The sequence below is a fragment of the Cupriavidus sp. LA-1 genome (assembly GCF_055385985.1).
In genome coordinates this window covers 300,648-319,865 of sequence record NZ_AP031390.1, presented here as the reverse complement: position 1 = coordinate 319,865, position 19,218 = coordinate 300,648, and the positions used below count along the sequence as shown (strand labels likewise).

Annotated in this window: 13 protein-coding genes; 3 read left to right on the top strand and 10 right to left on the bottom strand. The window is 59.6% G+C overall.

What is annotated here, in order from left to right; genetic code table 11:
* Positions 1-142: 142 nt before the first annotated feature.
* Positions 143-1,312: a tyrosine-type recombinase/integrase gene (locus ACZ5MJ_RS35670; protein ID WP_464227086.1), complete on the top strand. Its 1,170-nt coding sequence runs from the start codon at positions 143-145 to the stop codon at positions 1,310-1,312.
* A gap of 1,208 nt (positions 1,313-2,520) precedes the next feature.
* On the opposite strand, the gene ACZ5MJ_RS35665 is transcribed toward ACZ5MJ_RS35670, so the two are convergent.
* Together ACZ5MJ_RS35665 and ACZ5MJ_RS35660 are read right to left on the bottom strand one after the other, a co-directional pair.
* Positions 2,521-3,492 (bottom strand): ParB/RepB/Spo0J family partition protein, encoded by a 972-nt coding sequence (locus ACZ5MJ_RS35665; protein WP_464227085.1) that lies wholly within the window; start codon positions 3,490-3,492, stop codon positions 2,521-2,523.
* Entirely contained in the window at positions 3,489-4,700 is a 1,212-nt protein-coding gene (locus ACZ5MJ_RS35660) for a ParA family protein (RefSeq protein ID WP_464227532.1), read from the bottom strand. Before ACZ5MJ_RS35660 ends, ACZ5MJ_RS35665 begins: the two co-directional genes overlap by 4 nt.
* Positions 4,701-6,084: 1,384 nt before the next feature.
* Here ACZ5MJ_RS35660 and ACZ5MJ_RS35655 point away from each other — a divergent pair.
* Positions 6,085-7,482 (top strand): replication initiation protein, encoded by a 1,398-nt coding sequence (locus ACZ5MJ_RS35655; protein WP_464227084.1) that lies wholly within the window; start codon positions 6,085-6,087, stop codon positions 7,480-7,482.
* A gap of 594 nt (positions 7,483-8,076) precedes the next feature.
* Here ACZ5MJ_RS35655 and ACZ5MJ_RS35650 read toward each other — a convergent pair.
* The 3 genes from ACZ5MJ_RS35650 to ACZ5MJ_RS35640 are packed head-to-tail and all read right to left on the bottom strand — an operon-like array spanning position 8,077 to position 10,022.
* Positions 8,077-8,727 carry a hypothetical protein gene (locus tag ACZ5MJ_RS35650; protein ID WP_464227083.1) on the bottom strand — a complete coding sequence of 217 codons (651 nt, stop codon included), beginning with the start codon at positions 8,725-8,727 and terminating at the stop codon, positions 8,077-8,079.
* Positions 8,728-8,730: 3 nt separating this feature from the next.
* Positions 8,731-9,516: a hypothetical protein gene (locus tag ACZ5MJ_RS35645; protein WP_464227082.1), complete on the bottom strand. Its 786-nt coding sequence runs from the start codon at positions 9,514-9,516 to the stop codon at positions 8,731-8,733.
* 26 nt (positions 9,517-9,542) lie between these two features.
* The gene (locus ACZ5MJ_RS35640; RefSeq protein ID WP_464227080.1) at positions 9,543-10,022 is read right to left on the bottom strand and encodes a hypothetical protein; all 480 of its coding nucleotides are present in this window, start codon (positions 10,020-10,022) and stop codon (positions 9,543-9,545) included.
* 1,264 nt (positions 10,023-11,286) lie between these two features.
* On the opposite strand from ACZ5MJ_RS35640, the gene ACZ5MJ_RS35635 reads away from it, so the two are divergent.
* Positions 11,287-12,546 carry a tyrosine-type recombinase/integrase gene (locus ACZ5MJ_RS35635; RefSeq protein ID WP_464227079.1) on the top strand — a complete coding sequence of 420 codons (1,260 nt, stop codon included), beginning with the start codon at positions 11,287-11,289 and terminating at the stop codon, positions 12,544-12,546.
* Between the two features lie 115 nt (positions 12,547-12,661).
* On the opposite strand, the gene ACZ5MJ_RS35630 is transcribed toward ACZ5MJ_RS35635, so the two are convergent.
* The 5 genes from ACZ5MJ_RS35630 to ACZ5MJ_RS35610 all read right to left on the bottom strand — a co-directional run bounded on the left by ACZ5MJ_RS35630 (position 12,662) and on the right by ACZ5MJ_RS35610 (position 18,850).
* Positions 12,662-12,829, bottom strand: coding sequence for a hypothetical protein (locus ACZ5MJ_RS35630; protein WP_464227078.1), 168 nt, complete (start codon positions 12,827-12,829; stop codon positions 12,662-12,664).
* A 456-nt stretch (positions 12,830-13,285) separates the two neighbouring features.
* The gene (locus tag ACZ5MJ_RS35625) at positions 13,286-13,648 is read right to left on the bottom strand and encodes a hypothetical protein (RefSeq protein WP_464227077.1); all 363 of its coding nucleotides are present in this window, start codon (positions 13,646-13,648) and stop codon (positions 13,286-13,288) included.
* Complete coding sequence (locus tag ACZ5MJ_RS35620) at positions 13,645-15,528, bottom strand: integrase (RefSeq protein WP_464227075.1); 1,884 nt, start codon at positions 15,526-15,528, stop codon at positions 13,645-13,647. The genes ACZ5MJ_RS35625 and ACZ5MJ_RS35620 overlap by 4 nt, the downstream gene beginning before the upstream one ends.
* The gene (locus tag ACZ5MJ_RS35615; RefSeq protein ID WP_464227073.1) at positions 15,525-17,405 is read right to left on the bottom strand and encodes an integrase; all 1,881 of its coding nucleotides are present in this window, start codon (positions 17,403-17,405) and stop codon (positions 15,525-15,527) included. Before ACZ5MJ_RS35615 ends, ACZ5MJ_RS35620 begins: the two co-directional genes overlap by 4 nt.
* A complete protein-coding gene (locus ACZ5MJ_RS35610) occupies positions 17,402-18,850 on the bottom strand; it encodes a site-specific integrase (RefSeq protein WP_464227072.1) in 1,449 nt (482 codons plus the stop codon). The genes ACZ5MJ_RS35615 and ACZ5MJ_RS35610 overlap by 4 nt, the downstream gene beginning before the upstream one ends.
* Between the last annotated feature and the right edge of the window lie 368 nt (positions 18,851-19,218).

Genomic DNA, 19,218 nt, shown 5'->3' with positions numbered 1-19,218 from the left:
GTTGTATGAACTGCTGGATATAATGGGTCACAGGTCCGAGAACCCGGCGCGGGCTTTGTTCGGTCTATGCGCCGGCTGCCCGGCCACCGCCGCCGGGCCCTTCCATGGATGCGGCCCAGACTACCCCTGCCCCAAGCCGCCCATGAATACCTCGCCCCTCCCGCCGAACGCACTGCCTAGCCCAGTATTGCCAGGCGGGCTTTCCGACGCCCAGTTGGTGCGCGCATGGCTAGATGCCAAGTCCGCTGCGGGTCTCGGTCTGCGCGCCAGCACCTGCAGTCAGTACGAGCTCGAGGCGCGCCGGCTGCTTTGGTATGCGGACGCGCAGGGCCGGCCTCTGGCCACCTGGCAGGTTACTCATGCCAGCGGCTACCTTGCCTTCTTGCGTGACCCGCCCGAGCACGCGGTCAGCAACGGCCGAGCTCGCCGCGGCAGCGCGGCTTGGCGACCGCTGCGCGGCCCGCTTTCCGAGTCATCGCGACGCCAGAGTGCAGTCATCGTGAGTAGCCTGTTCGATTGGCTGGTACGGGTTGGGGCTCTGCGCATCAATCCGTTCGCCCCAGTGCCGCGAGAGCGCTCTGCCACAGGGCCGGGCTCCCAGCGGAGGTTCCTCGAATTGGAACAGGTGGCAGCGGTATTCGAAGCGATTGAGGCACGTCCGGCGCCGACGCGGTGGGCGCAGCTACACCAGGCCCGCGACCGCCTGCTAGTTGCGCTGCTGTTCCAGACGGGGCTGCGCGCCTCCGAGGTGGCCGCACTAACTTGGGCAGATTTCGAACCCCATCCTGGCCGGTCCCGTGTGTTCTGGACCGTGCGTATCCGTCAGGCTAAGGGTGGCAACGATCAGTTGGTCCCGTGCGACAACGCGATGCCCGAACTGGCACGCTTTCGCCGGCTGGTTGGCCTGCCGCCCACGCCGAGCGCCACCGACACCGCGGCGGTTATCCCAGCGATCGCTGGAGGGCGTCAACGCGCTGTGCCGCCGGCCGATCCATCTGAGCTGCAGCGCAAGCTGAGCCGGCCGCTTCGTACACGCCAGGGCATCTATGCCATCGTGCGTGCAGCATTCGCGGAAGCGGCCAACAGTCTGGAGCGGGAGCACCGTAGCGAAGAGGCGGCCGGGCTCCGAGCCGCGTCGACGCACTGGCTGCGGCATACGCATGCCACGCATCTGCTCCGCGCCGGCGTGCCGGTAACCGACGTGCAGCGGGCGTTGCGACACCGCGACATCAACACCACGCGGCGGTACACCCACGAAGCGCTGGAAGACGTAGCTCTTGCGCTGGCGGGCAAAATTCCGGGCGCCGCGTAGAGCGCTGCACTTCAAGCTATTCCTACGCTCCCTCGCTGTGTGCCGCGGTCGCCTTCGGCCGGCCGTGAATGGCAGTGAAGAACCGGGTGCGAGAACACCTCTTTGTCGCGGCCGGAGAGCAATCAGTTCCCTGCGGTTGGGTCCAGGTCAAGCTGACCTGGCATAGGCGCATGCGCTGGTGTGGCCGGGGGTCCGTCCGCGCGAACCATACGGTTGAGAGGCCGGCCGTCGCATCTGGTTCGAACCAAGATTTTCCGGGGACTCCGCGGCGGGGGCACCGAGCGGACTCGATGCCGGCCTCGCCCAACACGGGAAGGTTGGCGAGCCGCACTATGAGCGTGCCAAGTTAGGAAATCTCGCTAGCCGTAGCTGGGACCATCACAACGTGGCGTGGTCGTAAAGCAGGCCTAGCAGCGTCTCAACTTGGAAGGTCGGCGGGCCCACATCTGACACCGTCCCAACCTCGGAGGGTTAGTGAGGCGCACCTGCCACCGTCCCAACTTGGGAAGGTTGCCGAGCTATGCTGGACACCATCCGGAAATGGGAGGGTTGGCGGGCCGCGCTTGGTACGTCCCACTGGGAAGATCAGCAAACCGTGCCACGGACCGTCCCCACTTAGGAAGGTTGGCGAGTCGTGGTTGGCACCGTCCCAACTTGGGAAGGTCGGCGAGCCGCGCCATGCACCGTCCCAACGTGGGAAGGTCGATGAGCCGTGCCGGGCACCGTCCCAACTCGGGAAGGTCGATGAGCCGCGCCGGCACCGTCCCAACTCGGGCAGGTCGATGAGCCGCGCCGGCACCGTCCTAACTTGGGAAGGTCGACGATCCGTGTCGGGTACCGTCCCAACTTGGGAAGGTTGGCGAGCCGTGCCCGGCACTGTCCCAACTTGGGAAGGTCGATCAGCTGTGCCGGGCACCGTCCCAACTTGGGAAGGTCAGCGAGCCGTGCCGGGCACCGTCCCAACTTGGGAAGGTCAACGAGCCGTGCTCGGCACCGTCCCAACTTGGGAAGGTCAGCGAGCCGTGCTGGGCACCGTCCCAACTTGGGAAGGTCGGCGAGCCGTGCCGGGCACTGTCCCAACTTGGGAAGGTCAGCGAGCCGTGCCTGGGCACCGTCCCAACTTGGGAAAGTCAGCGCGCGTCGCCCATGCTGAGCGTTGGGCAAAAAAAAAGCCCGCTCGAAGCGGGCGTGGTTACTTGAAGCTGTACTTACTTGGGCTGATGGTGAAACGATTCGCTAATGAGCTGCCGGATTTGCGTCTCCAGGGCTTCGGACAGGACCCCAGCCCTGATTTTCACGGTGAAGCCGTTGACGTCCTTCGTAATGGAACCAGCCTGTTCCTTGCCGGAAAAAAACTTGTCAATGCTTCGCTCACTCGCGGAACTCGGTGCCGAAGCGCGCCGGGTTGCGAGTGCCTTGATAGCGCCAGCGACTTTACCTTGCTCCATCTTTCCCGATGCTACGAGCGGCCAAATTTCTTTCGCAGCATCGTTGCCAGCTTCTCCATACTTCCGAATCGTTGTGACAATGGCTTCGGCCGCGCTTCCGCCAAGCAGCCGCGGCTGAAGGTCGAGATCCCTCAACACGAAATCTGGCAACTGCGCGAAGCTAAGGAATCGATAGAGACCGCTCTTGGACAGGCCAAGCGCCTCCGCAAGTCGCACGCGGGACGGAAATTCCTTCTCCGTGCGCCGGACAGACAGCGCGATTTCATAGTCGGAAAGGTCGTCGCGGCTGATATTCTCGACCATGGCGAGCACCGCCATATCGGCATCAGAACACTCCAAGACGACGGCCTTGACGGTATCGAGCCCAAGCATTTTGTGGGCGCGCCACCGGCGCTCCCCTGCCACAATCTGGTAGCCGGATTCAGCACGGCGTACCACGATAGGCTGCATGAGTCCCACTTCACGAATCGACTCTGCAAGCTCTGACAGCTTGAGTTCATTGAACACGCGCCGAGGCTGCCATGGGTTCGGCACGATAGCGGCAACGGCAAGTTGCGACGCGACGCCGGTTGCCTCCAACTCCTGGACACGGAGTTGCGCAACGGCCAGCGCCCCAGTGAGGCCAGGCGCGGTCTGGGTTCGGTCGCTACGCTTGACTTCGTCCTGCTGAATCGCCGAGGTCTTGCGGATGCCCGCCGTCTTAGCCAGCAGCTGTTCTCGCATATTGCTCATTGCGCGCTCCTCCATTTTTCTGCGTAGATTTCATCCAGCCACCGGCAATAATCCATAATCGGCTGACGCACGCGGGTCAGCGACTTGGCTGCGCTATGCGTGCTACTCACGTCAAACACCGTCGAGAATGCCAACGCCCCGGTGCTCATCACCGAACTCGCCGGAACTTCGATCGAATGCAGCCACTTCTCATAAGCGCTCTGCGCCCAGGCACGCACGATAGGTGCCGACGAGGTGCGCCCATAATCGACCTTGGAGAGCAACAACGAGACGAAGTCGTATTTCTTGTCGGCTTCATATTTGATGAAGCTTTTGGAGACGTCTGAAAACAAGCGCCAGAAAGACAACGAGCTGATGAAGTCCAGGTTCTCAGGAACCATCGGCATGACCATCGCGTCGGCCGCAAGCAAGGCGTTCAGGTTCATGTAGGAAAGCGAGGGAGACGTATCCATGAGGATATAGTCATAGTGCTTGCGCAATGGCTCCAACCCTTCCCTCAGCACCGTCCAGAAGCGAAAGCCTGGCTTGATTTTCTGCATCGCGGGCAAATGGAACTCCGCCCCAATCAACTCTGTGTGCGCTGGAATCAAGTCAAGGCCATCCCAATAGGTTGACTGGATGCTTCTCAGCAGTCCCCCTTCGATTTGCTGGTCATAGATATAGGGCAAGACCGTGTCTTCCGGCGTGACATCCTTCTCGGCATACAAACCACACAGTTCCGAGAGCGAGGCCTGAGGATCCAGGTCGACAACCAAGACTTTTCGGCCGCGCAATGTCAGCCCCTGAGCCAGACACATAGTCGTGGTAGTCTTGGCCGAGCCGCCCTTGAGCTGGGCGGTGATAATGATTTTTCCTTCTGGCTCTCTCGTGCCAGTGACGAGCGGCGTCTGATAAATGTCGGAGACCTTCTGCACCCAGATGCGTGCCTCCTCCAGCGTGAAGGTCCGGGTACGCCCAGTACCGGCGGCCTTTCCTGGCGGCAATTCGCCATCTCCCTTGGTCGCGAGGTACTGAACTTGCGAGTGGGAGATGTTGCACAAGTCTGCAATCTCCCCCGTCTTGAAAATCGGTGCGGTTTTCCGCGGCCGCGGTGCGAGAATCGTCTCGCGAAGTTCGTCTGTAAAAATGGTGACCTTTTCCGCGAACTGGGATATCTGCTCTAGCGGTACAGTTCGGTCGACTGCTGGAAGTTGGCTCGTTTTCACCATTCTGAGGTTTATCCGGAAAATTCGAGAAAGCTCAGAATACAGGAAATGCACGAGCAACGGCTCATAAATCGCTGTTTTTTAATCAGAGTTTCATTAAAAACAACGATTTTGCCTAAATTTTAGGCAGCACCTGGACGTCTTGGGGTTCACATGAGGCCCCCGGTAAGCCTCGGGAGATTCCCCGGCCTATAGGCGGCCCCAGAGGGTGGCACAAATGACCTCACCTTCAATGGCTACATCGCCTTCGGGCGCCGGCAAGGTGAGGTCATTTGTGCTGCTCGGCAGAACCGGAGAAGTGAACTTGGCGAAATCCCGCACAATGAAACTCACCTTCGCTCCCGTCCAGCCCAAGTCTTCCCCAGGGCTTGGTATAGGGGAGGGCAGCTACTCGGCCTTTTCGCACAATTGACCTCACCTTTGCCGGTCCAGACAAAGAAGTCCATCAGGCAAGAACAGTGATGGTGAGGTTATTTGTGCTGCTTTGCAGCATCGCTTAGCGTTGGAGCCTCCTCTCGTCGCAATGACAACTCTTCTTAGAGCTGAGAGTCACGCAGCGGGGGCACGCGCCAGCCCTTGCACAATCAACCTCACCATCCTTTGAGCGCCCAGACCCATCCATCGGACGGTGAGGTTCATTGTGCAGCGCCCAACCTCGGTAATAGCCAGCACAAAGAATCTCACCTTCACGTCATGCACAAAAAACCTCACCATGAGGCCGGGCGCGGGGTTAGCCGCATCAATGCGGGCCTCACAGGACTTCCAGCGATCCTCTTGCCAGCTACGTCGTAGCGCAGGACAGGTGCTCCGTCGGTCCGATTGCTTCGGCGCAGTCCCGTTAAACTCACGACAACCGGAACGCAGAAATGGGTACGCATCTGCTGAACGGGGAGGGCGCCGACTCGCTCCATTCGCATCGTGACTGTCGGCGTTGTGTTGGTTGGATGTTTTTGAAGTAAACCACCCAACCTACAAACAGAGAATTCCCAAATTCTTGCGGATCAAGGACTTAACCTTTCAAAGGTGAGGTTAACTGTGTCAAAGGTGAGGTTCCTTGTGTTGCGAAGGTGCGGTTTACTGTGTGACGACGGTGAGGTCTATTCCCCGACAAGGTGAGGCTCATTGTGCAAACACCTCGAAGGTGAGATGTATTGTGCGTCACCTGTGGACAAGTCCGTCTTGCCCAGGCTGGTCCTAGGCTTGAACGACACGCGTGACGGAGATCGGTGAGGTTGGTTGTGCATCAGGTGAGATTCATTGTGCGCACTGACCCACGCTGACCCGATAGCGCGACGGATCAACCTGAAGGTGAGGTTTGTTGTGTTGACAGGACCTCACCATCACATGCTAGAGTCGCCCGAGCGATAAAACGAGCGGGAAAACGCGTATGGAGACGGACAATCCGGTGGAGGTCAAAGCGAGGACGACGCCTCGCCAAATGGCGCTGGCATTGTTCGAGGACATGTTTGACCTCGGGATGCCCATCAACGAGGCCAACCGCGAAATCGGCTATCAGCGCAACAATTTCTTCACGGAAATCGTGAACATGGGGTTGGCGGCGCGACGGTTCCTGGATGCCGCGTATTTCATCGTGGCACAAGAGCCTGAGGTTCCTGACCAATACGATGTCGAGCTCAACTACTTCAAGTGGTTGATGCGCTATGACAGCCGGAACTTGAAGCACCTACGTACTATCGCGGACGAAGCGCAGAACGCCAAGGTTCGCGTCACCAATACACCGTCAGACCGGGAGCCCGATGAGAACGATATATGGGTTCAGGTCCAGCTGATCGGCATGGTGGCAATGCATCGCGGCCGCGTCCGTTTCGATGTGCATCACAGTTTGATCCCGCATATTCGAGATCCCCGCAAGTCTCATTGGCTCAGCCTTCGCATCTCAACGGCATTTACCCGCAGTCTCGCGCGTGCGATCTATGACAAGGTCTTGCCGAGTGTGCCCAATGCGCGTACGGACTGGATCAAACTCGATGAGATGCGGACCTGGCCGGGAAAGATGGGCGCGAATGCCAACATCTTCAAATACTTCAAGCGCGACTGGCTGGAGCCTGCGGTCCGTGAAATCAATGAGATCTCGGACATCGAGCTGTCCTACGAGACCAAGACCGAATCCACTTCCTCGAAGAAGGTCGACCGGATTCGCTTTCTCCTCAAGCGTAAGGACACGGCCGACGCGGTCATGGCAAGCCTGTCCGATGCCAGCCAGATCTATAAGATTCTGAAGGAAGAGTTCAACCTCTCAACCCGGCAGTTCGGCGAGCTCTCCGAGAACCGCGAGACATGGAACGATGATCGCATCCTGCAGGCGATCGAGTACACGCGCTTCAAGCTCAATCGCGGTCAGATCAAGAAGAGCCCCGCTGGCTATTTGATGAAGGCCTTGCGCGACAACTGGCGCATGTCAGAGGCTGAGCGCACGATGGTCCAGGTCCAGACCAAGCTGCTTGTCGAGGAAGAACAGAAGGACGCCGCGAAGATCGCCGTCAAGAGCAGCGTGGAGCGCAGTGTTGCCTCGCGTGAAGACGAGACCCGCGCGCGCATGAACGAAGAGTCGCGGCAAGGACGCGAGCACTTCAGGACAGCGGATAGCAGAGCGCGACAGGATTTTGTCCGCTCATGGCTGGCTTCGCGTGAGGGCAAGCTGGTGCTGAAACGGATGAAGCTGGAGGTGTCATCCGTATCCGAGGACATCATCTTGGCCAACTCAGAGTTGGCATGGTATCTGGGTCAATTCGTGTTTGGGCGTCTCGCATCCTCGCGCGCCTGAAGGTAAGGGATTCCTCCGCGAGTTGCCATTTCAAGTCGGCTCGGGGGCCTACTTTCCGACGTTGTTTTGCTAGCACCGGCTCCCGACATTGCCAGACAGAGACTCCGCGCGGGTACGCTCAACGAAGCGCAGAAAACTGGTGTGTCAGCAGGGGAATGCCGTCTTCGGTAGTCTGATCCGAGAAGTCGGCAATCCCTTCACCTGCGGTCGTCCACGTGTATTTGTCGTACGTGGATGGTAGCGATCAGCGCGATTTGCGCCGCCGTTTGCTGCAGGATCGTGAAGTGGCACACGACCACTTAGCCGTGGGCGGAAGGGCGGGAAGCATGGTCACCGGGGTACTTTCTCTACGCAAAGGGGCGGCACATCGTTGCCGTCGATGTAGATGCTGTACGGCGCCAGCAGGGAAAGTTTCACTCCCGCCGATAAAAAATTTGCCGCCTCACATTTACCCGGCGGCGCCCTTCGCCCTCATGGTGCATTCATGAGGCGCGTCACTGATGTGCAAAAGCTAGCGATGCGTGAATGAAAAATAGCCACGGAATCAAATGATTGCGTGGCTATTTGCGTCCTTCCCTGACGGGGGCTGGGGCTTCAGTGACTAAGCGGCATCCGAAGGAGTTGCGAAACGAGGATTGTGATGGCGGTCAAGCCGATGGAGACACCGGCGAAGGCGACCGCCAGGGGTTGGAGGTCGCCGCTCAAGTGCAACAAGCGGACACAGTAGTAACGGGCTCGGCTCCAGAGCCTTTCGCTGACCTTTCCCTCGGTGATGACGGTCGGAAGGCTCGGCCTTCCTGCATTGGCGTCTCGGAGCTTCCGCACGGCGGCGTCTACGTTGTTCTCGATGCGGGTGGCAATGTCGGCGAAGCGTTTAGCTTCGGCATCTGCATGCGTGCCGAGGCGCGCCCAGACATCCACTGTCAAAGCCTCGCCGATTCTCCTGTGAAGCTCCGTTACGTCGGCCGGGTTTAGGACCGCCTGCACTCTTTCCGGCATCGAGCTCACCTGGGACGCGAGGGAATCGAGCGCTTTGGCGAAATCGGCGAGGGCTGCGACGGCTGTGACGGCCTCGATGATCTGGTGATCCGCCGTGGCCCGCAGTGCTGCCATTTCCTGGTATCGGGCATGGTGGGCGCGGATCTCTTCAACTACTCCTCGCATGTCGGCGCGAAGGGCATTGGCTTCCTCTACCTGAAGGGCGTAAAGCGCTTCGATGGCGCCGCGCGGTCCACCATGTCGCACGGCTTATTCCTCCGCCCCAACGCGAGCAGCTGTTACCGCTTCAGCGTGAGCGACCGGCAAACGAAGAGCGACGAATGCTGAATCAAGATCCAACTTGGCGCTGGCAACGGCTCGTTGGATGCTGAGGCGACGGATCAGGGTTATGGCCTCCGGGCTCTTTGGCGCCTTACGCAAGGCGTCATCGACCAGTTTGCGGTAGTCAGTCTTGTCGTTCGCCACCTGCTCGAAAGAGAGCCCTTCCCCGCGCAGGTCAGAGTGAATCGGATTTTCGTAGACGACGAGATCAGGGTTGTACGAGAGGCCTGGGGTGGTGGTCAAGTACACGATGACCGGTTCGAACTCGACGTCTAGATCGTCTCCCTGGTCAATGGTCGCGCGGTTGAACAAAACCCGCAGCTTTTCCGGTTGAAGTCCAACTTTGCGGAGAGTCTCGATGGTTCCGACGGTCTCTTCCTGTACGCGGCCGTCGGGCGTAGTTGGGACGATCACAATGTCGAAGTCGTTGATGGCGCCGCGAACGCGGGTGAACTCCTTCATAACGTCGGCGTACTGCGATGCGCCGACATCGACGACCAAGTCCATGGGTTCGATGATGATGTCGTCGATCAGATTCTTAACATCAGAGGCGCGATAGCGAACGACATCGATGCCATAGCGGCCCGCATCCTGATTCTGTTTCTCGACCGAGAATACTCGCGGAGAGCGGAGTCGGGGATGCAGTAGAGAGGCCACGGTGGTGCTCTTGCCGACCATACTTGTTGAATGGATAACGAGGATCTTGTGCGGCATGGGTGCTCCTTTACCTTATTGGTCGATCAGGTTTTAGATTGATTCTTGCGTTGTCTGTATGTCGCGAGCTTTTCTTGATGCTCCGGGGAACCGAAGCTGTACCTGGTCACAACATCGTCCTGGGGCAATTCGCTCCGGTTCTCGATTCTGGCGCCCTCGACCTGGCGCGCTTCCTCGAATGGTTCGGTCAGAGTGGACGCATTTCCTAGGGGCTTGTCACGGGGGGGCGTAGGCGACTGTGCCTTTGGCACGGCAGACCGTGCCGACTCCGGCGCGCTCAGATCGTTCGCGGCTTGGGTCGACCGTGTCGCAATAGCCTTGAGGTGCTTCTGTACGGCACTCGGAGTCACCGTGACGCCGTATTCGAGATGTAGATACTCGGCGATATCCCTGGAGGTCGCGCCCAGTTCCTTGAGTTCCTGGATCTGGGTTGCGAGACCCGCAAGTTTCCCCCTGGTTCGCCCCTGTCGCTTTTTAGCCAAAAACTGGTGTAGCGCGGCGGTCACGATGCTCTATGTGGTTATGGATGGCGGTTGTGCAGAGCATCGCACGGGGTGTCACAGAAAATCAGAATGATTGCGGCAGAAGTATGGCTTTCATTGAATCAATGAATAGAGCAAATGCAACCGACGGAGAGCAAGACGGAGTTAGATGCGGAGCAATGCAGAACAACGCGGAGCAGCGGGGAGCAGCGGGGAGCAAGACGGAGTTCGATGCGGAGCAATGCAGAACAACGCAGAGCAACGGCGAGCAAAGCGGAGTTAGATGCGAAGCAATGCAGAACAACGCGGAGCAGCGGGGAGCAAAACGGAGTTCGATGCGGAGCAATGCAGAACAACGCAGAGCAACGGAGAGCAAAACGGAGTTAGACGCGGAGCAATGCAGAGAATCGTGGAGCGCGGTTGGACTCATCGCAGTGCAAAGCTTCCGGTCAGTAGCCGTAGGCATCAATTGGTGCGTCGCGCGGCACCATCCGCGGAAAGGTTGCGCTGAAGCGCTTGCGGCTGGGTTCTCGATATGCTCTACTTCAGCCATCGGGGCCTCAGCGCCCCACTCAGTAGTTTCCTGCGCCGCATTGGCGGCATGCGATTCCCTCGCCGGATTCGCTCTCCATGAAGTCGGTCGGTAGCACTACCGCTGACCCCTCTTTCAGGTGAATTCGTCGGGCGACGAGCACCTCGAAACGCGAAGGCGCGCGCAAGCGCGTTTTTTTTCACCCCGGGCAATTCGGACGCCATTCGGACACAGAGGAAGGGCGAAACCCTTACCACGTGCGGAAGAGCGCCCGGTACCGGAATTCACAACGTAGACAAACGAAAAGTCCGAGAGGTCGTAAGACCTGCGGTAGAAGAGGCTTTTGCCGCTTGCTGAGTACGTCGGCGAGTGGGCTATCCGGTCGGGTCGCAAGATCGGCGGATAGAGGGCCCAGCCTGCATGCTGTACGGCATGGGGGAGTTGAACGAATGAGGCTGGTACCGGGCCTAGATCGTCGCAAGACGAACCGGTGCAGTATGGTCCCTGCTTGAAAGGCCGGATCCATCCCGCAAGGGAGGGAGACCCGATTAGCGTGAGCGTCGGGGTGTCGCTGAGTGGTAAAGGTTGTAGTGGGAGCCGGCGGCATAAACGCACATTTTTAAGAAGGGCTTGCTCATGCCCCATAAAAGCTACAGCAGGTGTGGTAACCCGGCGAGAACGGGCGCGCATTTCACGATGCGCAAGGAACGCGGCGAGGCGTGAACATTGTGTGATGGGCAACTTATGGAGGCTGGTATGGACGCACTCGTATTACAAGACGCGCCCCCCCCAAGGCGGACTGATACCCCTGGGGGCTGGCGGAGGGAACTACAGACCATCGTGGATCGGCATGCTGGCATCCGCGTGAATGGAAAGGTCGCCTCGCACCGCACGCGAGAACTGACTGCTTCCGTGCTCTTCGCTGCCTTCGGCACGCTTGCCGGGCTTGGGTTCAAGATCCAGAACCCTCGCAATCTCGGTGGGCGCCATATTGAAGCGCTCGTGCACCATTGGCACCGGCAGGGTCGAGCCGTTGCCACGATGCAAAATGAACTCTCGGTGTTGCGCAAATTCTCGACCTGGATCGGGAAGAAGGAGATTGTGCGCGGGTTGCAGGACTACCTGCCGGAGGTTCCAAAAGCAGAGCTTCAGCGCAAGACCGGCCAAATGGCGTCGAGATCGTGGACGGGCAACGGCATTAACATCGACAAGAAGATTACCCAGGCGGATGCGCTCAACGAGCGTTTTGGGCTGATGCTTAGGCTCGCGGTCGCGTTCGGTCTGCGCCGCAAGGAAGTTCTGATGCTCAAGCCGTGGAAGTGCGACCACGGGACTTACCTAGCCGTCTATGCTAACGCTGGGCCGAAAGGTGGGCGGGCACGGATTGTGCCGATCACGAACAGCTACCAGCGCGAAGTGCTGGATTACGTGAAGGCACGCATGCCTAAGGGCGACGCGATGGGCTGGAAGTCAACGCGCCTCGGCAAACCCGCGACCCTTGAGTACAACCTCAAGGAGTATGTGCGTCGCATGGAGGAAATTGGCTTAACGAGAGCTGCTGCGGGAGTCAGCGGGCACGGTCTGCGTGCCGAGTTTGCAGAGAACGCCGCCATGACCAATCCGGAGAAGCCGTTCGTGCCGCCGACATTGGGCGGGACGGCCCAGCAGATGGCCGCAGCGGATCTGGATCATGCGCAACGCCAGGTGAGCGAAATGTTAGGACATAGCAGGCCGGGGGTCACGAGCTCGTACTATGGTCGCTTCGAGGGCTTTCGCCGCCCACCGCGGGAGGTCAGCGCCGAGCAACGCCAGGCCCAATCCGCCAAGTCGCGGCCGGTCCCGCGCGAAATCGGGACGCCGTCGCAGGCTGGTGTGCGGACGGGTAACCCCCAAGAGAGACCGGGTCGGCGCCAGACTGGAGCGTTGGTAGACGTACGACAAATGGACCTGCAGCTCAACGACAGAATTGTGCTTTTCAGGCCCCCGGCACCGGATTCCGGCAAGAGGGGGGATTAGAAAACACACTGACATTTGTCATTCTTAGAAAGAATGACATTTGCTAAGACTGATTCCCTTGGGAGAGCCGGGACAAACTAGTATCGTTCCTCGACGAATACGTGCGTAAGCTTACCTAGGCTAACGCAGGTGTTTGCGGGTCGCTGCCTTCTAGGGCGCTCGCTGTCGGGAAAAGATGGAAGATGTCGGGCGCATCGATCAGCGCATTGATCTGGCTGGGCGCACCCTGGTGTTCGAGGACATTCTTCAGGAGCCTGCTTGAGCAACTCGAGATGTTCAGCATATGCCCTCTCGGTCGGGTTCATCTCGCCGGGGGGGGCAGTCTGCAGAGCGCGAGCATGCGGTCTTGAGGCCTCGGCAGCGTGGGCACGGTGTTCGGTGTTTTGGCGGCCGGCGCGGACGCCGCACGCGATCCTGTTCGCTTTAGCAGCGCGGCGTATGCCTCCTCTGAGAATCGCAGTCCTGTACCCATGAGTGCCATCGTTACGCGCAAGAGAAAAACAATGGACACCCGCTAGGTCCTTGAAAATACAGGAACCAGTAGGCTGTGGGGCGTCCATCAGATTAGCAGAAAAAGTGGACAGAATGCCCGTCGGAGTGTCCATCCCTCTCCGCAATCCTCGCATTACCGTAGGCCGAGCCTATACGTTTCCCAAACACCAAGTCGAGACACTCAAAACGCCCGACCCAGGCGAAGCTGCCCCAAGCCCCCGTTTCAAGCGAAGACGCCCGCCCCGATCTAGCGCGGCTGCAAGGGCAAGATGCTACCGCCACGCAACGCGGCCAGTTCTTTGCGCAGCCTGAACACTTGACGCAGCAGTGCGAGTTCACGAGCCATCGACTCGTCAAGCTGTGCCTGCAGATCCTTTGCGCTGCCCTTCGCGCGGCTCAAACGGTCTGTCAGCTCGAGTTTCGGGCGCGCGGCTACTGCGTTGGCCGCGTCGATCGCTTTGATCAACTCGGCGAACTGCGGACGCGACTTCTTGATGCTGCCCTTCTTACGACCGGCCTCGATCGCCACGGTGTCGTTGTTGATACGCGCACCCTTGCGCATCTTCAGCCGCTCAAGGGCGGCGTGGTAGTCGGTCATGGTGTCGCTCATGCTGCCTCCAAGTTGATCAGTTTCTCTTGCGCGTCAAGCAGTCGTTGCAGCGTCCGTGCCTCGATACGGTATTCGACGCTCCCCTTATCGATAACGCGTAGCTTCTCGACCGTAGCCTTCTGCACCTTGATCACGCGCCCAAGCTTCGACGGCACGACCACAAGGTTACGGCAGTTCGATTCAAGGCAGTCCAGACGCATCCAGTCGAGTGGCGTCGATTTGCACTGCTCAATGCTGGCACAGCCGCCGAGCACCGTCTCGCGGTACGCCAGTTCGCCCCTCTCGAACATCCTGACCGTCTGCTCGCGCGAGTAGACCGACACAGGCGACACCTGCACGGCACGGCTTTGCGTCCACGCCGCGTGCCCGCCAAACAACCGCTCGTCAGAAAACAGCACCTGTTCGGCATACGCAAGGTACTCAGACAGCCCCTGCGACTCGGCCCATTCCTTGGCGAAATGCGTCTTGTCGGTGTCGACGAAGCCCTTCGCGAACGCCGAGCCACGAGCGTAGTACATGCTCATCTCCTGCGTGATGTGCTGCAACTGACGTTTGAGCGTTGGCAGCGTCACGAGACCACTGCGGTGCGCGTACAGCGCTAGCGTGCGGCGAAGCTGATGGCGCGTGAATGGCCACTGCTTCCCGACCGCGTACTTCGGCTCGTCTTCCCACGCGCGGTGCGGATCAACACGCTTCAGTTCAGCGATGTCCTCCAGCGTGATTTTCGGGAAGACGCGCTCACGAAAGGTTTCGACATCATTATTTATGGTACTTGCCGCCCGGTTCGCCACGTACCCACGACGCAGGCCCATCCGGCAGAACAGCAGGTGCGAACCGTCCGTCGATTTCGCGTAGCCTTTCGCGCCGTACGCACGGTGCGCCTCGCCAGACAGTCGTTGTGCAAGCCTGGCGGCGCGAGCAGCGAGCGGGCTGGTCACCCAGCATGCGCGCTTGGGACGCCCTCCCGACATCTTGGTCGTCACGCCCTCGATGGTGTAGTGCGTCACACCATCCAGACGGATCTCTCTCAGGCAGTCGTACGGCAAGTTCTCTGCTTCCATCGTGCGCATGCCAGTGAACGACAAGATGACAAGCTGGCATAGTGCGCTGATCGACATCACAAGCGATGATACGAAGTAGGGAGAGTCCTTGCACTGGAAGTGCGCAGCAGCTGTTACCAGTGCAGCAGAAGCGCTTGGACTCTCGCCGGCGTATACCCGTGCGAGGTAATCCGACAGAACGTCAGCGATGCCCTCAGCAACGCCGAGGTCGTGCTCACAGGTCGACAGGAAGCGCTGGTAGATCCGCGTCGGGATGACCGGGTGTTGTGAGCTTTCAGCGCGTTGCGCGAAGCGCTCGAGTAGCGGCTTGTGCAGTTGGGCCAGCGGCACGCGCAGCCCCGTGGTCTTGACACCCAGACGGTGAAGCTTCACGAGGATCGAGTGAAGGCGTACGGCCTTCATCTCCATCCCAGCTTGGGCCGCGTAGTCCAGAACAAGGGCGGGGTTGGATAGCCCCTCGTAGAGCGTGAGCTGCCGTTCGGCGGCGAAGAGCGTGAATTCCTTCAGATAAACTGAGCTAGATTGAAGCGTACTAGACGCCGGTACCGTATCGGTCGCTTCGTGCATCAAAAAGTACATCACTTGCTTCCACTGACGCGTGCTCGCATCTGAAAGGGCACGGCTCACGCCGTCAGGCAGGTGCCCCCTGAAATGGATATTGGTCCGGCGCGGTCCAATCGTATATGCACGGATGTCCCAAGCGCCGTCACCAAACAGCGAAACAGCGTTCCCAGCCTTGTCGCGCGTGACGACCGTATCATCCTCGACCCGATACCATTCGGGGCGCGCAGCTATCGGCGCGATCAGCGTGTTGGTCATGCCACTCCCAATTCGTAAAGCTGGTCAAGCTTGGCCGACCAGAAAGCATCCAAGTTCCCTTCAACATCAACGTCCTGCTCGATCTGACTGACCAGCGCGGCGTCGCGCTTGCGCAGTTCTTCCAGCAGGAATTCAACGCGCCGCAGCACCGCGCCGAACGATCTGCCGTACTGCTCAATTGAGCCAGCAGACCCACTCACGAGCCTGACGCAGTGACGGCAGCTCAGCAGCTTGCGGATGTCTGCAGTGTCAGCATGCACGCGGTACTGGTCGCAGAAGAGACATCCCTCGGTCGAACGGCAGTCAGGCTGAATGGTGACCGACGCCGCGATCGGCACAGGCCTTTGGAACTCGATACAGATACCCACGCCGCTCTTGACGCTGCCCGCCGGATCGTTACCAGGATTCAGCACGGTCTTCTCGACCGAGGCGAGGAACGCACCCATCTCCGCCTTGTGCGCGGCGTCCGTGCCGTTCGAGTAGGAGCGCAGCGCCGTATCCAGGGAGTGCCCCATCAGCTTGGCTGCGACGACAGGGCCGTGGTTGCTCACCGCCCAATCTTGTTTCGCCGCACGCCACTGACGGGCGCTAACGCGCGGCAGCACGATCCCAAGCGTGTCTAGTCGACTGTAGAGTTGAGCGAGAAATTGAGTTGGGAGATCCATTAACCTTCGCAGTTGTGCATGGTGACCGACTACGATGAACAACGCGTCGCGATCTACTCCCTGCACCAAATATTCGCGCAACTCAAGATACGCCTTGAGCTTCGGCATGAAACCCAACGAGACGGTGAACGTAACATCCTTCCCGCCTGCACGGTACTTGACCTCGCGAAACGTCTGACGAACAACCGACGCATCTTGCAGGCTCGAGGCAAGCTTCGGGCTCCACTTCATGGCCGTCAGTTGTGCGAGGTTGACGCCCGTTTCGGCCAGAAACAGCGCGGCGAAGCAAAGTGCCGCCATCGAAGCGTGCGAGCGACGAATGGGTGACTGCGCGTTCTCGTTCGCCGCCGTAAGATTTTTAGCCGTTAACCTAGAAATAGCCCACGAACGCTGACGAGGATCTTTATCTCCCGCTTGAGCCATACGCGTCCAGAGTTCTTCCCGAGTGCGCGGCTTCCCTGTCTCCAGATTCCAGCCAAGCAAGCCATGGGAGTCCTCGCCTTCAGTACGGTCGTGCGTGTGCGGAACCAGGCAAAGGCTCTCTCCTCGCGCTGTGGTCACGCGCACCGGGTACGGCCTGAAGTCCAGTACCAACGTGCTGATGCTGATGAATAGCGCGTCTGTCCACGAGAGCAAGGCAGCTTGTGCCTCGGCGTCAGGCGCGGCAGTCGGCACAGAAGCATTCTGTTGGCGGTGCAGCACCCTCGCATCGGCGCAGAATTCGTCGTTTCTGAAGAACTCACGTAGCGTCGACAGCAGATTGCGCTGACTCTTGGCAACGGGATTTCTGTTCAGGTTGCCCAGCGAGACCTGCTCGCGTTTCTCACGGAAGTAGCGATGAACTGCATCCGCCGTAGCGTGTTCATCACAGAGCACCTGGTGCAAGCCCTGCCTGTCGGCCCAGTTGACGAACTCAAGTACGCCGCGCAGAGCAATGTAGATCGTCGTCGAACGCATCGCGCCAAGGGTCATACGTGCAGAAAGCAGAGTCACGAGATGGCGTACGATCTTGATGCGTTCGCTGCTAAAGCTTGTATGGTCGAAAGTGTGTCGCGTACGCTGCTGACTCGATGTGTCACGAGTCAAGTAGCAGATCTGCCCAATATCGGAACGGTTCCTAATGTCTTCCCACTTGAGCAGTGCGCGCTCGGGATGCAGCAGCGTCGTGCCCTCCGCGAGCGGCATGCACACTTCCTCGTACCTGCGTTTCATGCTGCCACCCCGGTATCGAGGACGCGTGTGACCAGCGTCGATAGGTGTGTGCCCCAACCGTCCTGCACAGCGTCGAACAACTTGCGGTTCTCGCGGTAGCTGAGATAGCCCTCTGTCGTAGCCAGCCGCGCGTGCCACATCAACTGCCGCAACTGATCGAGCGCCCGCGTATACTTCATCTCATTCGCTGTCATCGCGTCGACCAAGTTCAGCCCGAAGGTCGCGCGCAGGTCGTGGAAGCTGAATTCGTACTTCGGCTTGCCGAGTTGCACGCGCATCCTGGGCAACAGTTCGTCCTTGATGAACTGGCGCACGGCCTGCCCGGTCTTGACGTGGCGACGCACCTGCCGGCCCGTGCTGGCCGGGCTGCGAGACTCGCGACCCTCATAAAGCGGCGCACCGCGATGGCTCAAAAAGAGCGGCTGATCCGGGTGATCTCCGCCGTCCGCCAATTGGCGACGCTTGAGCGCACGATCGCTGTGGACGTAGATGTACAGCCGCTCGTAGAAATCGCGCGGCAAATGCAACACGCCTTTGACACCGCCCTTTGTATCGATGCCCGTGCCCGGCCCGCAGGTAAGGCGAATGTCGTCGCCGTGGAACTCGCCTGGCTTGCGCATCACGTGTTTCGCGCGCACAGTCAGGACCGTCTGGATGCGAGCGCCCGTCAGTAGCGCGAACAGATGAACGAGTGTCATCTCGGTGTTGCCAAGCGCGGCTAACGATTCAAGCAGCACCGATTGCTCGGAAGAGGGAAGCGGGCGCAGGCGACCGCTGTCCTGAATGTGATCGTCCCACGGGTCTTCTACGCGCCGACCGCTGATCGACAAGTCAGTGGTTTTTGCCTCGATCACACGGCCGAAACCCTTCTGGTCCCTAAACTCGATGAGACGATCAGATTCGATCCATGGCGCGTTCCCAGGCTTGAAGCCTGCTTCGGTCATGAGCCAGCGATAGAAGCGCACCACAACGCCGATACGGCGCTTTGCTACGCCCGGAGACAGTTCGCCTGCCTGCACGGCTAGTTTGATCGAGGCGCTATAGCGGTAGGTCGGACGTTGCCGCTTGTTCGCGGGAAACGTCAGCCAGTCGATGCTTTCGTCATCCAGATAACGACGGAACGCCGTAAGGTCATCTGCGATGCTCGCGAATGTCAGCATGTTGGGCGACGGCTTTGACTCCATCATATCGATGAGCCAGACGTTCGCCTCCGCCCACGGTGCGCCATCAGCGAGCCGGACAACAGGGAAGAGAGAGAAGGTGCCTGCGATCCACTGCGGGCGGCCGTCGCGCCGCTTTCCGGTGTCGGGGTCTGCGAGCGGAACGGTGTGATAGATGGTGCCGCCCTCGGACGTAGTGATACTGACCCGCGTCGCGCCTGGAGTTTCGCAGTCAACAACCTCGGTCAGTGGCAGTTGCTGGATGGTGGTTCGTCTTGCCTTCATCGTTCAGATCCTCATACTGTGTTCGTGTAGGTGTCCGCTTTAACACAACCTGCGAGTATCTGAAAATCGTTCTTAACTTGCGCATACTCTATGAAAATCATTGGGCTTTCGAGGCTACCGGTGGCAATGGGAATGCAAGTCGGTCTACCACCCGCAGACCGGCACTTTGGGCTGTCGACGCGGGAGGCACTCGCTGAACGGTGACGCCGCTCAACCGAACGAGTCGCTGTTTAGCGGCGGGCAAGGCTGGCCAGGGCAGGCAGGTGCGGGTTATCGTCTCTTGATGCTGGTTCAGCATCTGCGGCGCTAGGGCAGCTAACACAGGCTTCCCCAAGAAGAACAAAGCCGGCGCAGTGGCCGGCATTGTT

Bases quoted from the DNA above. Each gene is read 5' to 3' on its own strand.
- ACZ5MJ_RS35670 (WP_464227086.1), top strand. From the start codon at position 143: ATGAATACCTCGCCCCTCCCGCCGAACGCACTGCCTAGCCCAGTATTG.
- ACZ5MJ_RS35665 (WP_464227085.1), bottom strand. From the start codon at position 3,492: ATGAGCAATATGCGAGAACAGCTGCTGGCTAAGACGGCGGGCATCCGC.
- ACZ5MJ_RS35660 (WP_464227532.1), bottom strand. From the start codon at position 4,700: ATGGTGAAAACGAGCCAACTTCCAGCAGTCGACCGAACTGTACCGCTA.
- ACZ5MJ_RS35655 (WP_464227084.1), top strand. From the start codon at position 6,085: ATGGAGACGGACAATCCGGTGGAGGTCAAAGCGAGGACGACGCCTCGC.
- ACZ5MJ_RS35645 (WP_464227082.1), bottom strand. From the start codon at position 9,516: ATGCCGCACAAGATCCTCGTTATCCATTCAACAAGTATGGTCGGCAAG.
- ACZ5MJ_RS35635 (WP_464227079.1), top strand. From the start codon at position 11,287: ATGGACGCACTCGTATTACAAGACGCGCCCCCCCCAAGGCGGACTGAT.
- ACZ5MJ_RS35630 (WP_464227078.1), bottom strand. From the start codon at position 12,829: ATGCTGAACATCTCGAGTTGCTCAAGCAGGCTCCTGAAGAATGTCCTC.
- ACZ5MJ_RS35625 (WP_464227077.1), bottom strand. From the start codon at position 13,648: ATGAGCGACACCATGACCGACTACCACGCCGCCCTTGAGCGGCTGAAG.
- ACZ5MJ_RS35620 (WP_464227075.1), bottom strand. From the start codon at position 15,528: ATGACCAACACGCTGATCGCGCCGATAGCTGCGCGCCCCGAATGGTAT.
- ACZ5MJ_RS35615 (WP_464227073.1), bottom strand. From the start codon at position 17,405: ATGAAACGCAGGTACGAGGAAGTGTGCATGCCGCTCGCGGAGGGCACG.
- ACZ5MJ_RS35610 (WP_464227072.1), bottom strand. From the start codon at position 18,850: ATGAAGGCAAGACGAACCACCATCCAGCAACTGCCACTGACCGAGGTT.